Origin of the sequence: Streptococcus ovis DSM 16829 (genome assembly GCF_000380125.1) — a bacterium.
Classification (GTDB): Bacteria; Bacillota; Bacilli; order Lactobacillales; family Streptococcaceae; genus Streptococcus; species Streptococcus ovis.
Genome location: NZ_KB904563.1, coordinates 128831 through 145319, shown reverse-complemented (window position 1 = coordinate 145319; position 16489 = coordinate 128831). Strand labels below are relative to the sequence as shown.

Sequence of the window (16489 nt, the reverse complement as noted above, 5' to 3'; positions counted from 1 at the left end):
TTATTAAGACCACTCGTTTTCTTGGCGGAATTCACCTGCCATAATCGTTTTAATGGCCTCTTCGATGCTAGCCCCTTGATAGATGACACTGTAAATGGCTTGAGTGATTGGCATGTAAACGTCTAGTTCTTGTGCTAATTCGTAGGCAGCCTTCGTAGTTGAAATCCCTTCGATGACCATGCCCATATTGCGTTCAATATCTTCTAGTTTTTCGCCACGACCGAGTGCATCCCCAGCTCGCCAGTTCCGTGAGTGGATAGATGTTCCTGTCACAATCAAATCTCCCACACCAGATAAACCGCTGTAAGTCAATGGATTGGCGCCCATTTTTACACCGAGACGAGTGATTTCGGTTAATCCGCGTGCAATGATGGCAGCTTTTGCGTTGTCACCATACCCAAGACCGTGAAGAGCTCCTGCTCCAACAGCGATGATATTTTTAAGAGCCCCTGCTGTCTCTACTCCAATAACATCGTTATTTGTGTAAAGGCGGAAGTAGTGATTGCTGAAGAGATTTTGGACGTATGTTGCTGTCTCCATATCTTTTGATGCAGCTGAAATTAGAGTAATGTCGCGAACGATGGTTTCTTCTGCGTGACTAGGTCCAGAAACTACTACGATTTCAGAACGTAGGTCAGCAGGAATTTCTTCTTCTAAAATCGTTGATAGTCGCTCATGTGTATCTGGCTCTAACCCTTTGGAAGCATGCATCACCACAACCTTGTGGTCAAGGGCAGCAGCGACTTGTTTGGCTACTAAGCGTGTCACCTTGGTTGGTACGACAAAGAGAACGGCGTCTACTCCGTCGAGAGCTTGGCCGAGGTCTTTGTAGGCCTTGATTTTTTCATCTAATACAATATCTTTAAAATAACGGGTATTGGTATGTTGTTCATTGATTTCGTCAATCTGCTCAGCAACATTTCCCCAGATGCGAACTTCGTGGCCATTATCATTGAGTACTTGTGAGAGAGCTGTTCCCCATGAACCCGGTCCAAGGACAGCGATTGTTTGTTTTGTCATGATTTCTCCTTGTCAAATCGTACTTATCTTCATTATACCACAGTCCTCATTTTCCTACCATAGAAAAGAAAGTGACAGTCAACTTTTAGAATAGACCATGCGTTTGACTCTGCTGGTTTCTTCTTGATAATAGTGTGCAGAACTATGGCAGTTTAGCATCTCAAGGATGTGAATGGCTTGCTCCATTTTGGTGATGCCAGCTACTTTGTCAGTTGTTTTGGCTTGCCAGGCTCCACAGGTCCATTGATACAGGATACGGTAATAGGCGTCGCGCTCCAAATAGAAATCCTGCTCAATCAGTTCTTTAAAAAATGTCGCGTAACCATATTCTTCCCGCTCGACACAGAGCATAAGGCCATTTAACAATAACGTATGTCGCTTCTGTGGATACAGTTTGGCTAAATCAACTTTTTTTAATAATTCTTGTGTGTAAGTGACGTAGAGTTGAGGTGCCAGAAAGAGCGAGGAAATGGCAAACAGTTCAATTTCTTGCTCACCCCATGTTTCCAAAGTAAATAACCAATCGTGTAAAAATGCGAGTTCGTCAGAGGAGAGTGGTTCTTTTTGATTATAGGAATAAAGGTAAACCTTGATGATTAAGCTGTTGATCGCATGATAGGGCTGATCCTCTTGGGCTGCTAGTTGTCTTTCTTCCGCATACAATTTGGATAAACCTTCTATATCATTGTCATCTCGTAAGCGACGGATATGGGTGATAGCAGATGTATGTTGAGGATAAATGTAATGAGAAAATTCTGCTAAAGTGATATGGATGTTTTGTAAAACGTCGAGTAATTTTTGGCTGGTTAAATCTGTCTGCTCATTCTCAAAACGAGATAAGAGTGAGGGGGAACAGCTGTCACCAGCGGCAGCACGTAGTGAGATGTGCTTGGAAAGTCGTAAGTGTTTAAAAATAGGACCTAGATGCATAGCTACCTCCTTTTGTAGTTATTGTAACAAAAAGCGTTGAATATATGCAACAATTATAGAGGTGCTTACGTGAATATGATAAACTGGAGAAAATGAAAAGCGGGGACAAAGGATGGAAAAATTAGAAATCTTTGATCAAGTGGTAAAGCTGATGAAGGAAGATTCAGCGACGAAGAAAGATATACAGGGGGCGAATCCTGCTCTCTTTCGTGCACAGATTTCAGAAGAGATGTCTGACGATGATTTTCTTTATGTGATGCGCTCTTATCTGGCGAGTTTTGGTGTGATTAGCCATGTGAGTTTTCATCCGAAGAAACCAGAAGCACTTGGTTTTCGTTTACGTGTCTTTGAGCAGCGTCTCTTTGTTGAATGGGCAGATGAGGCGACAGGTCTGAGAAAAGGGGATGAAATTGTGGCTGTGGCTGGGAAGTCAACTGAGGAGACGTTTCAAGAGCACCGTGCCTACTTTGTTAGTCAGACTCCAGAACGTCATTATTTAGACTGGGCTCGTTTGTTGAAATACCTAAAGGATATGACCGTTGCACGTGGTGGGGAAAAAGTAGTTATCCATTTGTCTGATCCTAGCGATACGCCAGCTTCGCTGTTTGAACACTATGCTTTGGATGAGCAAACTTACTACATGAAAATGGGAGATTTTTCGAATGAGTTGGCAATTGGGCAACTCTATGAGCAGGTCTTTCCAAAATTAGCAACGATTAAAAATTTGATCATTGATGTGCGGGTCAATCATGGTGGGAGTGATTCCCTCTATTTTCCATTGTTGAAATACCTCCTTCCAGCTGGTAAAGGATTCAATGAGTTGGAATTAAAGGATGAGGACTATGGGATGGAAATTCTCTATACGCCGACCAATGTTGCGCATCGCCTGGCTCAATTTGATGAATTTTTGCAGGAAGAAAGAGTATCTGAGGAGACAAGGCATCAGCTGGAGGTGATGTCTGTTGATTTGAAAGCCAATCAAGACAAGGGATATGTAGTGTACGGTGCTGCTGATGAAGATGGAGAAAATATTTTTACGCGTGAAAAAGGTTTGGTTGAGAGCCCAGAACGTGTTATCCTTCTGGCCGATGTGATGTGTGGATCATCTGGGGATAACTTTGTGGATATCATGAAGAAAATGCCTAAGGTGACAGTGGTTGGTCGTCCGACTTTGGGAATCTTGGATTATTCAAATTGTTGCACGGCAGATTTTGGTGATTTTTCGCTTTTGTATCCAACCTCACGTTGGCTGGCACTTGATGCTGGAAAAGGGATGACAGACAAGGGAGCGCTGCCGGATGTCTTTGTTCCTTGGACACCTAAGCATTTAGAGCGAGATGTGGATTTGGAAGTTGCCCTGCAATTATTGAAGGAAGCATAAAGAAACGGGAGAGCCGTTTCTTTATTTTTACGGAAAGGTGTGGTACATGTTATAATGGAAGAAATTGTTGAAGGAGAAGATAATGAAAATTCGTGGATTTGAATTAGTTACGAACTATACAGATAAGGAGCTATTGCCAAAGCGGGAAACTGCTCATGCAGCGGGTTATGATTTAAAGGCGGCAGAACGTGTGGAGCTTTTACCTGGGGAGATTCAGCTAGTTCCAACAGGTGTCAAATCCTATATGCAACCGACAGAGGTATTGTATCTCTATGACCGTTCTTCCAATCCTCGTAAGAAAGGCTTGGTATTGATTAACTCAGTTGGCGTGATTGACGGGGATTACTATGGCAATGAAGCCAACGAGGGTCACATCTTTGCCCAGATGAAAAATATTACAGATGAGACGGTGGTCGTTGAAGCAGGCGAACGCATTGTGCAGGCTGTCTTTGCTCCCTTCTTACTAGCTGATGGGGATGAAGCGACTGGCGAGCGGACAGGTGGCTTTGGCAGTACAGGACAGTAACAGTATAAAGGAGAAATATTATCGCTAAGAAAAAATCAACCTTTGTTTGTCAGAATTGTGAGTATCATTCGCCCAAGTACTTGGGACGTTGTCCCAACTGTGGGGCTTGGTCTAGCTTTGTCGAAGAAGTTGAAGTGGCAGAAGTGAAAAATGAGCGCGTGTCCTTAACAGGTGAAAAGACGCGCCCCATGAAGCTTAACGAAGTCTCCTCTATTCAAGTGGCGTGCACAAAAACGGAAATGGAAGAGTTCAATCGCGTTCTTGGGGGCGGTGTCGTACCAGGAAGTCTGGTTCTGATTGGTGGAGATCCAGGGATTGGAAAATCCACTCTCCTCTTACAAGTTTCTACCCAGCTTTCGACCATTGGAACAGTTCTTTATGTTTCTGGGGAAGAATCAGCCCAGCAAATCAAGCTCCGTGCGGAGCGTCTCGGCAATATTGACAGTGAATTTTATCTTTACGCAGAAACCAATATGCAGTCTATCCGTACTGAGATTGAAAAAATCAAGCCCGATTTTCTGGTCATTGATTCCATCCAGACTATTATGAGTCCTGATATTTCGAGTGTGCAAGGTTCTGTTAGCCAGGTGCGTGAGGTGACCAATGAACTCATGCAGATTGCTAAGACCAATAACATCGCAACCTTTATCGTCGGGCACATGACCAAGGAAGGAACACTGGCTGGTCCTCGTACACTTGAACACATGGTTGATACGGTGCTTTACTTTGAGGGAGAACGTCAGCACACCTTCCGCATATTGCGAGCAGTCAAAAATCGTTTTGGCTCGACCAATGAAATCGGTATTTTTGAAATGCAGTCGCAAGGTCTAGTTGAGGTGACCAATCCAAGCGAGGTCTTTTTAGAAGAACGTTTGGATGGGGCGACAGGCTCTGCCATTGTGGTCACCATGGAGGGAACTCGCCCGATTTTAGCAGAAGTACAGGCCCTTGTAACGCCTACTATGTTTGGTAATGCCAAGCGGACAACGACAGGTTTGGACTTTAACCGTGCCAGCTTGATTATGGCAGTGCTAGAAAAACGAGCAGGGCTTCTCTTGCAAAATCAGGATGCCTACCTCAAATCAGCAGGTGGTGTTCGTTTGGATGAACCAGCCATTGACCTAGCAGTTGCGGTAGCCATTGCTTCGTCTTACAAAGACCAATCAACCAATCCACAGGAATGTTTTATCGGAGAAATCGGACTGACAGGCGAAATTCGTCGTGTCAACCGTATTGAACAACGGATAAACGAGGCAGCAAAACTTGGTTTTACCAAAGTTTATGCCCCTAAAAACTCTCTGGCAGAATTGCAATTACCAAAAGGTATTACGGTGATAGGTGTGACCACATTGGGAGAGGTTTTGCAGCAAGTCTTTCGCTAGGATGTGCCAGCTGATAAATTGGTGTTTTATCAAGCAAGAACAAACATAAAAGTCTGCCTTGGGCAGGCTTTTTGCGTGACAGAATGCGTTGAAAATGATAGGATGGAACAAATTTTTAGAACATTTTGGATGCCGCAGGCTACCCTGTTTTGACAGAAGAAAGGAAGAAAGTGATGTCCTATTTTGACCGTTTTTTAAAGACCAATCGAGCTTACGCAGATCTCCATGGAACTGCCCATCTGCCCTTGAAACCCAAAACACAAGTGGCTATTGTGACCTGTATGGATTCTCGTCTTCATGTGGCACCTGCTCTTGGGTTGGCACTAGGAGATGCCCATATCTTGCGGAATGCAGGTGGTCGAGTGACAGAGGATGTGATTCGTTCTTTGGTTATTTCACAACAACAGATGGGAACGCGAGAAATAGTCGTCCTCCATCATACGGATTGTGGGGCGCAGACGTTCACTAATGAGGATTTTGCAGAGCATATCCATCAAGAACTAGGTGTTGATGTCAAAGGACAGGATTTCCTGCCTTTCAAAGATGTAGAAGAAAGTGTACAAGAAGACATGGAACTGCTACGTCAGTCCCCCCTAATTCCTGATGATGTCATCATTAGCGGTGCGGTCTATGATGTGGATACTGGCTTGATGACAGAAGTTCAGTAGAACGCAGAATAAACATGTTTCTTCTTGACAACTTTTTCGGAAAGGAATACAATTGTATTAAATAACTAATACAAAAGGAGTTTTCTTATGTCTGATAACCGTATGAAATACACAATTGAAAGCAATATGCAGTTTCCGCTGGTAGAAATCGCTCTTGAAGTAGGTGAGTCAGCCTATATTCAACAAGGAAGTATGGTTTACCATACGCCAAGCGTCAGTCTGAATACACGATTAAATGGAAAGGGATCGGGCTTAGGTAAATTAGTGGGTGCCCTTGGTCGTTCGATGGTATCAGGCGAGTCCATGTTTATCACAGAAGCTGTATCTAATGCAGCTGATGGGAAATTGGCTCTTGCTCCATCTACTCCTGGTCAAGTGATTGCCTTGGAGCTAGGGGCTAAACAATATCGCCTCAATGACGGTGCCTTCCTAGCTCTAGATGGTTCCGCCCAATATAGTATGGAACGCCAAAGCCTTGGTCGTGCCTTCTTTGGGGGACAAGGGGGCCTCTTTGTGATGACAACTGAAGGAGAAGGGACTCTTCTTGCCAATAGTTTTGGTTCTATTAAAAAACTGGAATTGCAAGGCGAAAGTATCACCATAGACAATGCGCACGTCGTAGCTTGGAGCCGTGACCTTAACTATGATATTCACCTTGAAAATGGCTTTATGCAGTCTATTGGTACAGGTGAAGGTGTGGTCAATACCTTCTCTGGTTATGGAGAAATCTACATTCAAAGTTTGAATTTGCAACAATTTGCAGGTCAATTACAACGTTATATCGTAACAGGTAGCAATTAGTCAGATAATAGAAGAGAGGGCAGTTGATGAAAAAAGATCAAGATATCGTAGAACTATTATACAATGCCTTGTTAGACAAAGAAGTGGCCAAAGACGAAGAATTGTACCAAATCTGTCTGGCGGCAAAAGCGGATTTGGAGAAAAATGAACCTGAAAATCTGGTTTTTACCAAATTAAGTCACAGCCTTTCTTGGTATTTGATGGCGAATAAATACACGGCCCCGAAGACCATTACTGATTTAGCTGGTGCTGTGCAAAAGACGGCTCAGCGGTATCGAAGTGACATTGCACTGAGCCAGATTCTTGGTGGATTATTTGGCGGTGGGCCCTCATAAAAGTAAAGAAGGAGAACTCAGGGAAACTTGGGGTCTCTTTTTTACCACTTACTTACTGAAATACACCACTTACTGAAAAGACCTTGTTTTTTTCAAAAGGCTTGCTATAATGGATACATAGAAAATGAAAAGGAGGTTCGCGATGAAGATTCGGATAGAATTAGACAGCAGTTGTGATGAAGCAGAAGTTGTGATTCGAACAGCACGATTGGATGGACAAATCACACAAATCCAAGAAGCACTTGAACAACTCAATCGCAAACCTCTGATTTTTTACAAGGGAAGTAGTGAGTACTTCCTGAAAATAGAAGATATTCTTTTCTTTGAGACGGATGGTAGTAAGATTTTTGGACACACCAAGGACAATGCCTATGAGGTCAAGTTGAAACTCTATGAGCTGGAAGAACATTTACCAGCCATCTTTAGTCGAGTTGCTAAGTCAACTATTGTCAATATTAAAGCTATCTATTCACTGGATAAATCCTTCTCTGGAACAAGTAGTATTTGCTTTGTGGATACCCATAAGCAAGTACACGTTTCCAGACATTATTACCAATTGCTGAAAGAAAAACTACAAGAATTGAGGTAGATAAAATGAAAAAAACACTATTAGGATTCGGTTTGATTGGATTAGCGATAGTTATTGTATTTAAAGATTCACTTGGCTTAGAGGGGCTCCCTTTATGGCCGATGGTTGGGGCACTTGGCTTTGGGATTTTAGCTCTCAATAATCTGTTTGATGGAGAATGGATTGGAGCTGGTGTTTTGGGCGTCTTGTCTTTCTCTTGTGTCAATTCCATATTTGATTGGTTTGATATTTCCATAGGGACGTTGATTCTCGCAGCGGTATTGGCGGGAATTGGATTTAGTTTGGTATGGAAGCCGAAACGACGTTCTACTACTATCAAGATTAAAGAGAAATCGATTGGTGAGCATGTGCGAGACCGTGTATTTGAGCACGTGGGTGAAAAGGGCAGTGACTACCAGAAGTCTGACTCAGATACGATTTTTGGGAGTAAAACCCGCTACATCAATGGAGATTTCGTAGATGTATCAGGAGATACAGTTTTTGCGAGTACAGTCATCTATTTTGATAATGCGCTGATTCTCGGAGATAAGGGGACCTATTCAGGCGATGCAGTGTTCTCATCTGTCAAACTCTACGTTCCTCAAGACTGGTCTGTTGAGTTTGTTGGAGATCAGGTGTTTAGCAATATCAAAGCACAGCCGAGCGGAATGCCTGCGGAGAAGCAGTTGATTGTGACAGGTGATTTTGTATTTAGTAGCCTTGAGGTGATTTATATTTAGTTTTTTAGGGCAGATGCTTCTGCTCTAAAAAATAACACTAAAATTATCAGAATATTCAAAAAATAGAGGTAGGAAGATGAAAAAGATTTTAAACAATCGGATATACATGACTGTTTTGGCGTCAGATATGCTCTCCAATTTTGGGGATATCATGTATTATTTGGCCATGATGAATTATATTTTGCTCTTACCGGATCCCAAACTAGCCTTATCCCTTGTTAGTTTATCGGAAATGCTGCCGGTCCTTACAGGGTTTGTTACGGGCTATTTGTCAGACCGCACGCCAGATAAAATTAAGACGATTAAAGTAACGTTGATTTTTCGAGTACTACTCTATCTATTGGTTGGTTTTATTATGTCTTTTACACCGGCCCTTTGGATTGTGGTGGTTGTGAGTATCATCAATGTCTTCTCGGATATGGCCGGTCAGTATGAGAGCGGTTTGTACATTCCACTGAGCCTTCGGATTATCTCTAATGAAGACCGCGAGACTTCAATGGCTTTTCGTCAGACGGTATCAGCTATGCTCAATATTTTCTTTCAAGCAGCTTCAGCAGTTTTAGTAGGCTGGTTTACGTATACGCAGTTAGCTGTTATCAATGCTGGGACCTTTCTCGTCTCTTTCTTGGTCATGATGGGACTTACCCCTTCCCTAAAAAAATTGCTTCGCGACCATCCAGTGAAAATAGATGAAAATAATAAAGGGGGACAGGAGAAAAAACTGGTTCAAGGATTAGGGCACAGTCTTAAACTCGCTCTGAGAGAAATGAATCGCATTCCAGAATTAAAAATGTCCATGGTGATTGTGCCTGTTATTAATGGAATTCTGGCAGTCTTAGGGACAATTGGTCTCTTGATGATGAGTACTCATAAAGACTTTATCATTGTCAATTCTGCGACAACCATCGCTACCTTGACCATAAGTATGACAGTAGGGAATATCCTCGGCAGTATCTTGACCATGAATGTGTTACAAAAGGTAGATATTTTCACCCTGCTTCGTTTAGCTTGTATTGGGACGAGTTTGATTTTTCTTGCTCTCTATTTCCGACAACCTTACTGGATGATGGCAAGTCTTTTTGCAACCGGAATCACTGCCGGAGCGGTGAATCCAAAGTTTGGGGCCTTGATTTATAATCGACTACCAGAAGAGACACTAGCGACGATTGATGGTGGGATTTCAACCTATTTTCGATTAGGAGTGGTCTTCACTCAATTCTTCGTTTCGATGATGGTACTATTTTTGTCGGCTACACAGATTGCTTTCTTGTTTCTAATTGTGTCTCTCTTCCTCATTTTATATAATGTAAAAAGTATACAGCAAATGGCGTAAGATACCTGTCTTACTGCCATTTTTCGTTTATAAAAGAATCGCGTCCTTTTTATGATATAATAAGAGCGTGAAGGAAGGATGGATATGACACATTTTTTAACAAAATACCTCGCACAATTTGACGTTGAAGCCATTTTGACAACCTTTTTCAACAAAGGATTGTCGCTACTGTTGCTTTCTATCGTGTTTTATATTGCAAAGAAAGTTATTCGGACATCAGTAGGAAAAATCATAGCCCCATCGTTGAAGTTGTCTAGCCGAGATATTGGTCGACAAAAAACGATTATGCGTTTAATTGAGAATAGTCTGAATTATGCTCTTTATTTTATTTTGATTTATTCTATCTTAAGTATTTTAGGCCTACCTGTTTCGAGCTTATTGGCGGGCGCTGGAATTGCTGGAGTCGCCATCGGGATGGGAGCTCAGGGCTTCTTGTCTGACTTGGTCAACGGCTTTTTCATCCTCATTGAACGTCAATTTGATGTAGGAGATGTGGTGCGTTTAACCAATGGTCCGATTGTAGTGGAGGGGACTATTGTCAGCGTTGGGATTCGGACAACGCAGGTTCGTGACGCAGATGGAACCCTGCATTTTATTCCCAATCGGAATATTTTAGTTGTTAGCAATAAATCCCGTGGCGATATGCGGGCCCAGATTGATATTCCCCTTTATCCAACGGTTAATTTGGAGAAAGTTTCCCAGGTAATTGAAGAAGTGAATTTACGTGAAATTCCAAAACATGAGCAGATTAAAGGCTGTACTGTATTGGGGGCTCAGACCTCGCCAAATGGGCAGTTTTCGTATCGGGTCAATCTGATTGTGGAAAATGGTCAGCAATATGCCATCTATCATACATTCTATGCCCTTTATCAAGAAGCCCTGGTCGAAGCCGGAATCGAATTGCCATTGTTGACCGTGGTTTCTGGGAAGTAAAGGGAGTACAGGAATCTTGGTATCGCAAACATATGCTGAAAGAGGGACGTGATATGAATCATCAAATCATTCAGAGTATTCTATTTGATTGGAATAAGGTGGATCAGGATAGTTACTTGAGGGAAATTGCTGCCCTTCAGGGGCTTGAGAAATTGGATTTTTATCAGCCAATCACGTTTTTTGTTGGAGAAAATGGGAGTGGGAAATCAACCTTGCTGGAGGCAATTGCAGTGGCTCATGGTTTTAATCCGGAAGGAGGAACAAAAAATTATGTCTTTTCTACATATGATACTCATTCGGAACTACATGATGCGATACGGATTGTGAAAGGTGCGAGGAAGGAAAAGTGGGGCTATTTTCTAAGAGCGGAAAGTTTTTATAATGTAGCAACCCAAGAAGAGTATTATGCGGATAGGCTACACCCTTCTCGCAAGTATCATGAACGTTCACATGGTGAAGGTTTTTTAATGCTGATTCAAGAGCAATTTCAAGCGGATAGTCTCTATTTTCTTGATGAACCAGAATCGGCCTTATCTCCACAGCGACAGTTAACTTTGTTGAAGGAGATACATGATTACGCAAAAAAAGGAGCACAATTTATTATTGTGACTCACTCTCCTATTTTATTAGGAATTCCAAATGCAACGATCTATTCTTTTGGCCAAAATGGGATTCACGCATGTACCTATGAGGAAACGGACAGTTTCCGTGTGACAGAAATGTTTATCAACAATAGGCAGGCTCTGTTTTACCGACTATTTAAAGAATAGAGAGTATATAATCAATTTGGATAAAATGGAAAAAGAGTTGGATTTCCAACTCTTTTTGCTTTTTTATACCAATCCTTGCATGATCATTGCGTCCGCAACTTGTTCAAAGGCTGCGATGTTGGCACCTGCGAGGTAGTCTGTACCAAGGTTGTATTTTTCAGCTGTTTCTTTGGCTGTGTTGAAGATGTTTGCCATGATGTCTTTGAGGCGATTGTCCACTTCTTCAGCAGTCCATGAGAGACGAAGGCTGTTTTGACTCATTTCAAGAGCTGATACGGCAACGCCACCGGCGTTGGCTGCTTTTGCCAAACCATAGAGAACGCCGTTTGCTTTGTAAGTGTTGATGGCATCAAGATCGCTTGGCATATTGGCACCTTCAGCGACACAGTAAACACCGTTTTGGATGAGGGCAGCAGCTTGTGCACCATTGATTTCATTTTGAGTAGCACATGGCAATGCGATATCGGCATGACCTGCATAATTCCATACAGACCCTTCGTGGTAAGTAGCGGTTGCTTTTTCAGCAGCGTACTCTGTCAAACGAGCGCGACGGTTATTTTTCACGTCGCAGAGAAGGTCGAAGTCGATACCTGTTTCATCAATGACATAACCATTTGAGTCTGATACAGAAATGACTTTAGCACCGAGTTCTGTTGCTTTTTGCACAGCAAATTGAGCGACATTTCCAGAACCAGAAATGAGGACAGTTTGTCCGTCGAATGATTTTCCGTTTGCTTTTAGCATGTTATCTGTGAAGTAGACAAGACCATAGCCAGTTGCTTCTGGACGGATGAGAGAGCCTCCCATTGAAAGAGGTTTACCAGTCAAGACACCAGCATCAAACTGACGAAGGCGTTTGTATTGACCATACATATAACCAATTTCGCGACCTCCAACACCAATATCACCAGCTGGAACATCAAGCGATGGACCGATGTGTTTTTGCAATTCTGTCATGAAACTTTGGCAGAAACGCATGATTTCAACGTCGGTCTTGCCTTTTGGATCAAAGTCTGAACCACCTTTACCGCCACCGATTGGTAGACCGGTCAAGACGTTTTTGAAGATTTGCTCAAAGCCGAGGAACTTCAAGATGGATTGATTAACAGTTGGGTGGAAGCGAAGTCCCCCTTTGTATGGGCCGACAGCAGAGTTAAATTGGACGCGGTAACCGCGGTTTACTTGGACGTTTCCGTCTTTGTCAGTCCATGGCACACGGAAGCTGATGATGCGCTCTGGCTCAACGATACGCGCAAGGATATTTTCTGTGATGTATTCAGGGTGGGCTTCAAAGACAGGTTCGAGAGTGTTAAATAACTCTTTTACCGCTTGGAGAAATTCAGTTTCGTGAGGATTACGGGATTTTACAGCTTCAAAGCTCGTTTCGATGTAAGTTTTAGCAGTGGTCATTATATGACTCCTTTTAAATAGGATTAATTTATTAAATTGTCAGACAATTCAATATTATCTGTTGAATATTATAGCACCATCCTAAAGGCTTGTAAAGTAAAAAATTAAATTGTCAGAAAAATATAGAAAAAATAGGGAAAAGTTCGGAAATATAGAAAATTAATAGATGAATATGATATAATAAAAAGAAAAAAACGGAGAAATACGATGGTTTCGACAAAAACAAGTCTAGGTGGTTTTGAATTTGGCAATTGCTTGATGAATGCTGCAGGAGTTTGGTGCATGACCAAAGATGAATTAGCGGCTGTCAAATCCTCAGCTGCGGGAACATTTGTGACGAAAACAGCTACTTTAGAGTATCGTTCAGGCAATCCAGAACCTCGTTATCAGAATGTGCCTTTAGGCTCTATTAATTCTATGGGCTTGCCCAATCAAGGTTTGGCTTATTATCTAGATTATCTATTAGAATTACAGGAAGCAGAGCCTGAGCGGACCTTTATTTTGTCTGTAGTTGGTATGTCGCCTGATGAAACCCATACGATTTTGAAATCTGTTGAGGCTAGTGATTTTAAAGGCTTAACGGAATTAAATCTTTCTTGTCCAAATGTCCCTGGTAAACCGCAGATTGCTTACGATTTTGATACGACAGAAAGCCTCCTGAGAGAAGTGTTTACTTATTTCACGAAGCCATTGGGAATCAAATTGCCACCGTATTTTGACATTGTTCATTTTGATCAAGCTGCAGCGATTTTCAATCAATTTCCTTTAACATTTGTCAATTGTGTGAATTCGATTGGAAATGGCTTATATATTGAGGATGAAACCGTTGTTATCAAACCAAAAAATGGCTTTGGCGGGATTGGTGGTGAGTATATTAAACCGACTGCCTTAGCGAATGTACATGCCTTTTACCAACGTCTGAACCCTGCTATTCAAATTATTGGGACAGGTGGTGTTCTGACAGGACGCGATGCCTTTGAACATATCTTATGTGGGGCAAGTATGGTACAATTAGGAACAACTCTTCAAAAGGAAGGTCTTGTTGCTTTTGAGCAGATTACGGATGAACTCAAGGTTATTATGGAAGAAAAGGGCTACGAAACCATAGAAGATTTTCGTGGAAAATTGCATTATATTGACGAAAAGTGAAAAGATTGCCTAAGCAGTCTTTTTCTTTCTAGCTTGTTTGCTTAAAAAAAGGTATACTAAAGAAAAGAAAGGGGTTGCAAGATGGAGAAAAGGATGAATCGGATTGGAAAAAGAAGACGGCACCAAAGGAGAAAAAGGATAATAGGTGGATTAGCAGGTTTGACTGTTCTAGGCATCATTGGAGTGGTTGTTTTTTCAATTTCCTCATTCCTGTCGCCACAGGAAAAGAGGAATAAACTTTCTCAAGCGTCTCCAACTGTAGCTTCTTCTTCATCACATTCTTCGATACCAAAGGAGCAAACACAGACAGCACGGATTATGGCCCATGGGGATTTACTGTACCACGATATTCTCTATATGAGTGCCCAGCAAACAGATGGCTTGTATGATTTTCGAGAGAATTTTACCTATGTGAAACCATGGATTGAGCAAGCGGATTTAGCCATAGCAGATTTTGAAGGAACGATCTCACCAGAATTTTCTCTTGCCGGCTATCCTCTTTTTAATGCACCCTCAGAAGTGGTAGCGGCTATTAAGGAAGCAGGTTATGATATAGTTGATTTAGCCCACAATCATATCCTGGATTCTCAGTTAAATGGTCTGATTTCAACTTCGCAGGCTTTTACGGATGCTGGGATTGCAACAGTAGGGGTTTACCCAGAAGGCAATCGTGCAACAGCTCCTTTACAGATTCGAGAAGTCAATGGCATCAAGATTGCCATACTTGCCTATGCTTATGGTTTCAATGGAATGGAAGGCAATTTGACGCAGGAAGAACAAGCGGGCTATTTGTCTGACTTGAATACAGAAAAAATGCAAGCAGAAATTGAGCGAGCAGAAAAGGAAGCAGATATCACGATTGTTATGCCGCAGATGGGTGTTGAGTATCAGTTAGAGCCAACAGTGGAGCAGCAGACTCTTTACCGTCAGATGGTGGATTGGGGAGCGGACTTGGTCTTTGGAGGACATCCTCATGTGGCTGAGCCGACGGAAACCATTGAGAAAGCTGGTCAGAAGAAGCTGATTGTCTATTCCATGGGGAATTTTATTTCGAATCAACGGATGGAAACCATGGAAGGTGTTTCAAACTATCAGTGGACAGAACGTGGTGTCTTGATGGATGTAACGATTGAGAAAAAAGACGGGCAAACCATCATTCAAACAGCGCAGGCTCATCCGACTTGGGTCAATCGTGTGCCAAATGGTCGCTATTCTCCAGATGGGACAGCTCTTTATACGTATCAGACCTATATCTTGGATGATTTTATCGCAGGTGGTAAGCACCGAGATCAGCTAGATGCAGCAACACAAGAACGCATTGACACTGCCTATCAGGAAATGACGGAATTGATGGGCTTGAATTGGAAGGAGTAGGAGAATAGATGTGAGAATGGTATAAATTTAATGTAAAACAATGTTATCAAATAGTGGAAACTATTTAATGTTTAAACAAGACATGACTTAATTTAATGCATATGGTAAATGATAAGGCGAAGAAAATGATAGTATGGGTGAGTGGAATTGTAGTTGTTTATTGTTTAGTCTCACTTTTTTTAGCAACACTCTTTTTTTCAATATATTTTGATAGGAATGATTTACGAGCAGATCACCTTGAAATTAGCTATTCAAGTATTCCGAAAGAAGAGTACCCACGTGAACAGTTTCAGTTTTTTTCAGGGAAAAATATTTTGACAGGGTACTTGTATAATGGAAATTCTAAAAAGGGAGTGATTATATTTGCCCATGGAATTGAAGGAGGAGCAGATACCTATCTGACATCTATCATGTATTTTGTAGACCAAGGTTGGTCTGTATTTGCTTTTGATGGGACTGGAACACGAACAAGTACAGGTATTGGTATCCGAGGATTGTCGCAAACAAAATTAGATGTAAAATCAGCACTTTGTTTCTTGGAAGAGCATGTGAGATTTAAAGATATACCTAAACTGTTATACGGTCATAGTATGGGGGGATATGCAGTTACTGCTATTCTTTCAGAAGATATAAATGTTGATGCAGTTGTTAGCTTAGCACCTTTTAATTCACCAAATCAATTAATGCTTTATCAATCTAATAAAATAATAGGTCCATTAGCATACTTAGAATTTCCGTTTTTAACATTACAAAATCGGTTTGTTTTTGGAAATGATGCCAATACTATAGCTGTTGAAAGTATTAATAACACTAACATACCAATTTTAGTAATCTTCGGATCTGAAGATGAGGTAATACCTGCTGAACAAGTTGGTATCTATGCTTTTAAAGACGAAATAACAAATTCACAGGTAGTATTTTTAGAAGTGGATGAAGAATTTCGTAATAAGCATATGACTTTGTGGTTAACCCAAGAAGCGGCCGAGTATGCATTATATATTTGGAGTCAGTATGCTAAATTAAAAGACAAATTTGGGGGTGAAGTTCCTGAAAAGGAGTTTGAGAAATTTTATAACAGAGTTGATTTATGGAAGATGAGTGAGGTTGATGAAAAATTAATGGCAACGATTAGCCAATTTTATGAAAATGCATTGACTGGTAAGGAGTAG

At 41.6% G+C, this 16489-nt stretch carries 17 protein-coding genes; 14 read left to right on the top strand and 3 right to left on the bottom strand.

From position 1 onward, the window contains the following. Nucleotides 1-3: 3 nt before the first annotated feature. Together A3I9_RS0102330 and A3I9_RS12380 are read right to left on the bottom strand one after the other, a co-directional pair. The gene (locus A3I9_RS0102330; RefSeq protein WP_018377480.1) at nt 4-1020 is read right to left on the bottom strand and encodes an NAD(P)H-dependent glycerol-3-phosphate dehydrogenase; all 1017 of its coding nucleotides are present in this window, start codon (nt 1018-1020) and stop codon (nt 4-6) included. Between the two features lie 78 nt (nt 1021-1098). After that, entirely contained in the window at nt 1099-1950 is an 852-nt protein-coding gene (locus tag A3I9_RS12380; protein ID WP_018377479.1) for an Rgg/GadR/MutR family transcriptional regulator, read from the bottom strand. Nucleotides 1951-2062: 112 nt separating this feature from the next. On the opposite strand from A3I9_RS12380, the gene A3I9_RS0102320 reads away from it, so the two are divergent. From A3I9_RS0102320 to A3I9_RS0102270, 11 genes are all read left to right on the top strand, one after another. After that, nucleotides 2063-3331 carry a S41 family peptidase gene (locus A3I9_RS0102320; protein ID WP_018377478.1) on the top strand — a complete coding sequence of 423 codons (1269 nt, stop codon included), beginning with the start codon at nt 2063-2065 and terminating at the stop codon, nt 3329-3331. 82 nt (nt 3332-3413) lie between these two features. Continuing rightward, entirely contained in the window at nt 3414-3857 is a 444-nt protein-coding gene (locus A3I9_RS0102315) for a dUTP diphosphatase (protein WP_018377477.1), read from the top strand. 17 nt (nt 3858-3874) lie between these two features. Continuing rightward, nucleotides 3875-5239, top strand: coding sequence for a DNA repair protein RadA (radA, locus tag A3I9_RS0102310; RefSeq protein ID WP_026217293.1), 1365 nt, complete (start codon nt 3875-3877; stop codon nt 5237-5239). A 173-nt stretch (nt 5240-5412) separates the two neighbouring features. Then, nucleotides 5413-5907, top strand: a complete 495-nt coding sequence (locus tag A3I9_RS0102305) for a beta-class carbonic anhydrase (RefSeq protein WP_018377475.1) — start codon at nt 5413-5415, stop codon at nt 5905-5907. Between the two features lie 87 nt (nt 5908-5994). Continuing rightward, on the top strand, nt 5995-6708 hold the full coding sequence (locus tag A3I9_RS0102300; RefSeq protein ID WP_018377474.1) for a TIGR00266 family protein: 714 nt from the start codon (nt 5995-5997) through the stop codon (nt 6706-6708). Nucleotides 6709-6734: 26 nt separating this feature from the next. Continuing rightward, entirely contained in the window at nt 6735-7043 is a 309-nt protein-coding gene (locus A3I9_RS0102295; protein WP_018377473.1) for a bacteriocin immunity protein, read from the top strand. Nucleotides 7044-7185: 142 nt separating this feature from the next. Next, entirely contained in the window at nt 7186-7632 is a 447-nt protein-coding gene (locus A3I9_RS0102290) for a LytTR family DNA-binding domain-containing protein (RefSeq protein WP_018377472.1), read from the top strand. 5 nt (nt 7633-7637) lie between these two features. Continuing rightward, nucleotides 7638-8351 (top strand): hypothetical protein, encoded by a 714-nt coding sequence (locus A3I9_RS12965; RefSeq protein ID WP_018377471.1) that lies wholly within the window; start codon nt 7638-7640, stop codon nt 8349-8351. Nucleotides 8352-8427: 76 nt separating this feature from the next. Further along, nucleotides 8428-9684: an MFS transporter gene (locus tag A3I9_RS0102280; RefSeq protein ID WP_026217292.1), complete on the top strand. Its 1257-nt coding sequence runs from the start codon at nt 8428-8430 to the stop codon at nt 9682-9684. A gap of 84 nt (nt 9685-9768) precedes the next feature. Further along, complete coding sequence (locus A3I9_RS0102275) at nt 9769-10617, top strand: mechanosensitive ion channel family protein (protein ID WP_018377469.1); 849 nt, start codon at nt 9769-9771, stop codon at nt 10615-10617. Nucleotides 10618-10670: 53 nt separating this feature from the next. Continuing rightward, entirely contained in the window at nt 10671-11387 is a 717-nt protein-coding gene (locus A3I9_RS0102270) for an AAA family ATPase (protein ID WP_018377468.1), read from the top strand. A gap of 63 nt (nt 11388-11450) precedes the next feature. On the opposite strand, the gene gdhA is transcribed toward A3I9_RS0102270, so the two are convergent. Continuing rightward, on the bottom strand, nt 11451-12797 hold the full coding sequence (gene gdhA, locus A3I9_RS0102265; protein WP_018377467.1) for an NADP-specific glutamate dehydrogenase: 1347 nt from the start codon (nt 12795-12797) through the stop codon (nt 11451-11453). 207 nt (nt 12798-13004) lie between these two features. Here gdhA and A3I9_RS0102260 point away from each other — a divergent pair, with 207 nt between their 5' ends. The 3 genes from A3I9_RS0102260 to A3I9_RS0102250 all read left to right on the top strand — a co-directional run bounded on the left by A3I9_RS0102260 (nt 13005) and on the right by A3I9_RS0102250 (nt 16489). Continuing rightward, a complete protein-coding gene (locus A3I9_RS0102260) occupies nt 13005-13946 on the top strand; it encodes a dihydroorotate oxidase (RefSeq protein WP_018377466.1) in 942 nt (313 codons plus the stop codon). An 81-nt stretch (nt 13947-14027) separates the two neighbouring features. Further along, nucleotides 14028-15320 (top strand): CapA family protein, encoded by a 1293-nt coding sequence (locus A3I9_RS0102255; protein WP_026217291.1) that lies wholly within the window; start codon nt 14028-14030, stop codon nt 15318-15320. 125 nt (nt 15321-15445) lie between these two features. Next, a complete protein-coding gene (locus A3I9_RS0102250; RefSeq protein WP_018377464.1) occupies nt 15446-16489 on the top strand; it encodes an alpha/beta hydrolase in 1044 nt (347 codons plus the stop codon).

Bases quoted from the DNA above. Each gene is read 5' to 3' on its own strand.
- A3I9_RS0102330 (WP_018377480.1), bottom strand. From the start codon at position 1,020: ATGACAAAACAAACAATCGCTGTCCTTGGACCGGGTTCATGGGGAACA.
- A3I9_RS12380 (WP_018377479.1), bottom strand. From the start codon at position 1,950: ATGCATCTAGGTCCTATTTTTAAACACTTACGACTTTCCAAGCACATC.
- A3I9_RS0102320 (WP_018377478.1), top strand. From the start codon at position 2,063: ATGGAAAAATTAGAAATCTTTGATCAAGTGGTAAAGCTGATGAAGGAA.
- A3I9_RS0102315 (WP_018377477.1), top strand. From the start codon at position 3,414: ATGAAAATTCGTGGATTTGAATTAGTTACGAACTATACAGATAAGGAG.
- A3I9_RS0102305 (WP_018377475.1), top strand. From the start codon at position 5,413: ATGTCCTATTTTGACCGTTTTTTAAAGACCAATCGAGCTTACGCAGAT.
- A3I9_RS0102300 (WP_018377474.1), top strand. From the start codon at position 5,995: ATGTCTGATAACCGTATGAAATACACAATTGAAAGCAATATGCAGTTT.
- A3I9_RS0102295 (WP_018377473.1), top strand. From the start codon at position 6,735: ATGAAAAAAGATCAAGATATCGTAGAACTATTATACAATGCCTTGTTA.
- A3I9_RS0102290 (WP_018377472.1), top strand. From the start codon at position 7,186: ATGAAGATTCGGATAGAATTAGACAGCAGTTGTGATGAAGCAGAAGTT.
- A3I9_RS12965 (WP_018377471.1), top strand. From the start codon at position 7,638: ATGAAAAAAACACTATTAGGATTCGGTTTGATTGGATTAGCGATAGTT.
- A3I9_RS0102280 (WP_026217292.1), top strand. From the start codon at position 8,428: ATGAAAAAGATTTTAAACAATCGGATATACATGACTGTTTTGGCGTCA.
- A3I9_RS0102275 (WP_018377469.1), top strand. From the start codon at position 9,769: ATGACACATTTTTTAACAAAATACCTCGCACAATTTGACGTTGAAGCC.
- A3I9_RS0102270 (WP_018377468.1), top strand. From the start codon at position 10,671: ATGAATCATCAAATCATTCAGAGTATTCTATTTGATTGGAATAAGGTG.
- gdhA (WP_018377467.1), bottom strand. From the start codon at position 12,797: ATGACCACTGCTAAAACTTACATCGAAACGAGCTTTGAAGCTGTAAAA.
- A3I9_RS0102260 (WP_018377466.1), top strand. From the start codon at position 13,005: ATGGTTTCGACAAAAACAAGTCTAGGTGGTTTTGAATTTGGCAATTGC.
- A3I9_RS0102255 (WP_026217291.1), top strand. From the start codon at position 14,028: ATGGAGAAAAGGATGAATCGGATTGGAAAAAGAAGACGGCACCAAAGG.
- A3I9_RS0102250 (WP_018377464.1), top strand. From the start codon at position 15,446: ATGATAGTATGGGTGAGTGGAATTGTAGTTGTTTATTGTTTAGTCTCA.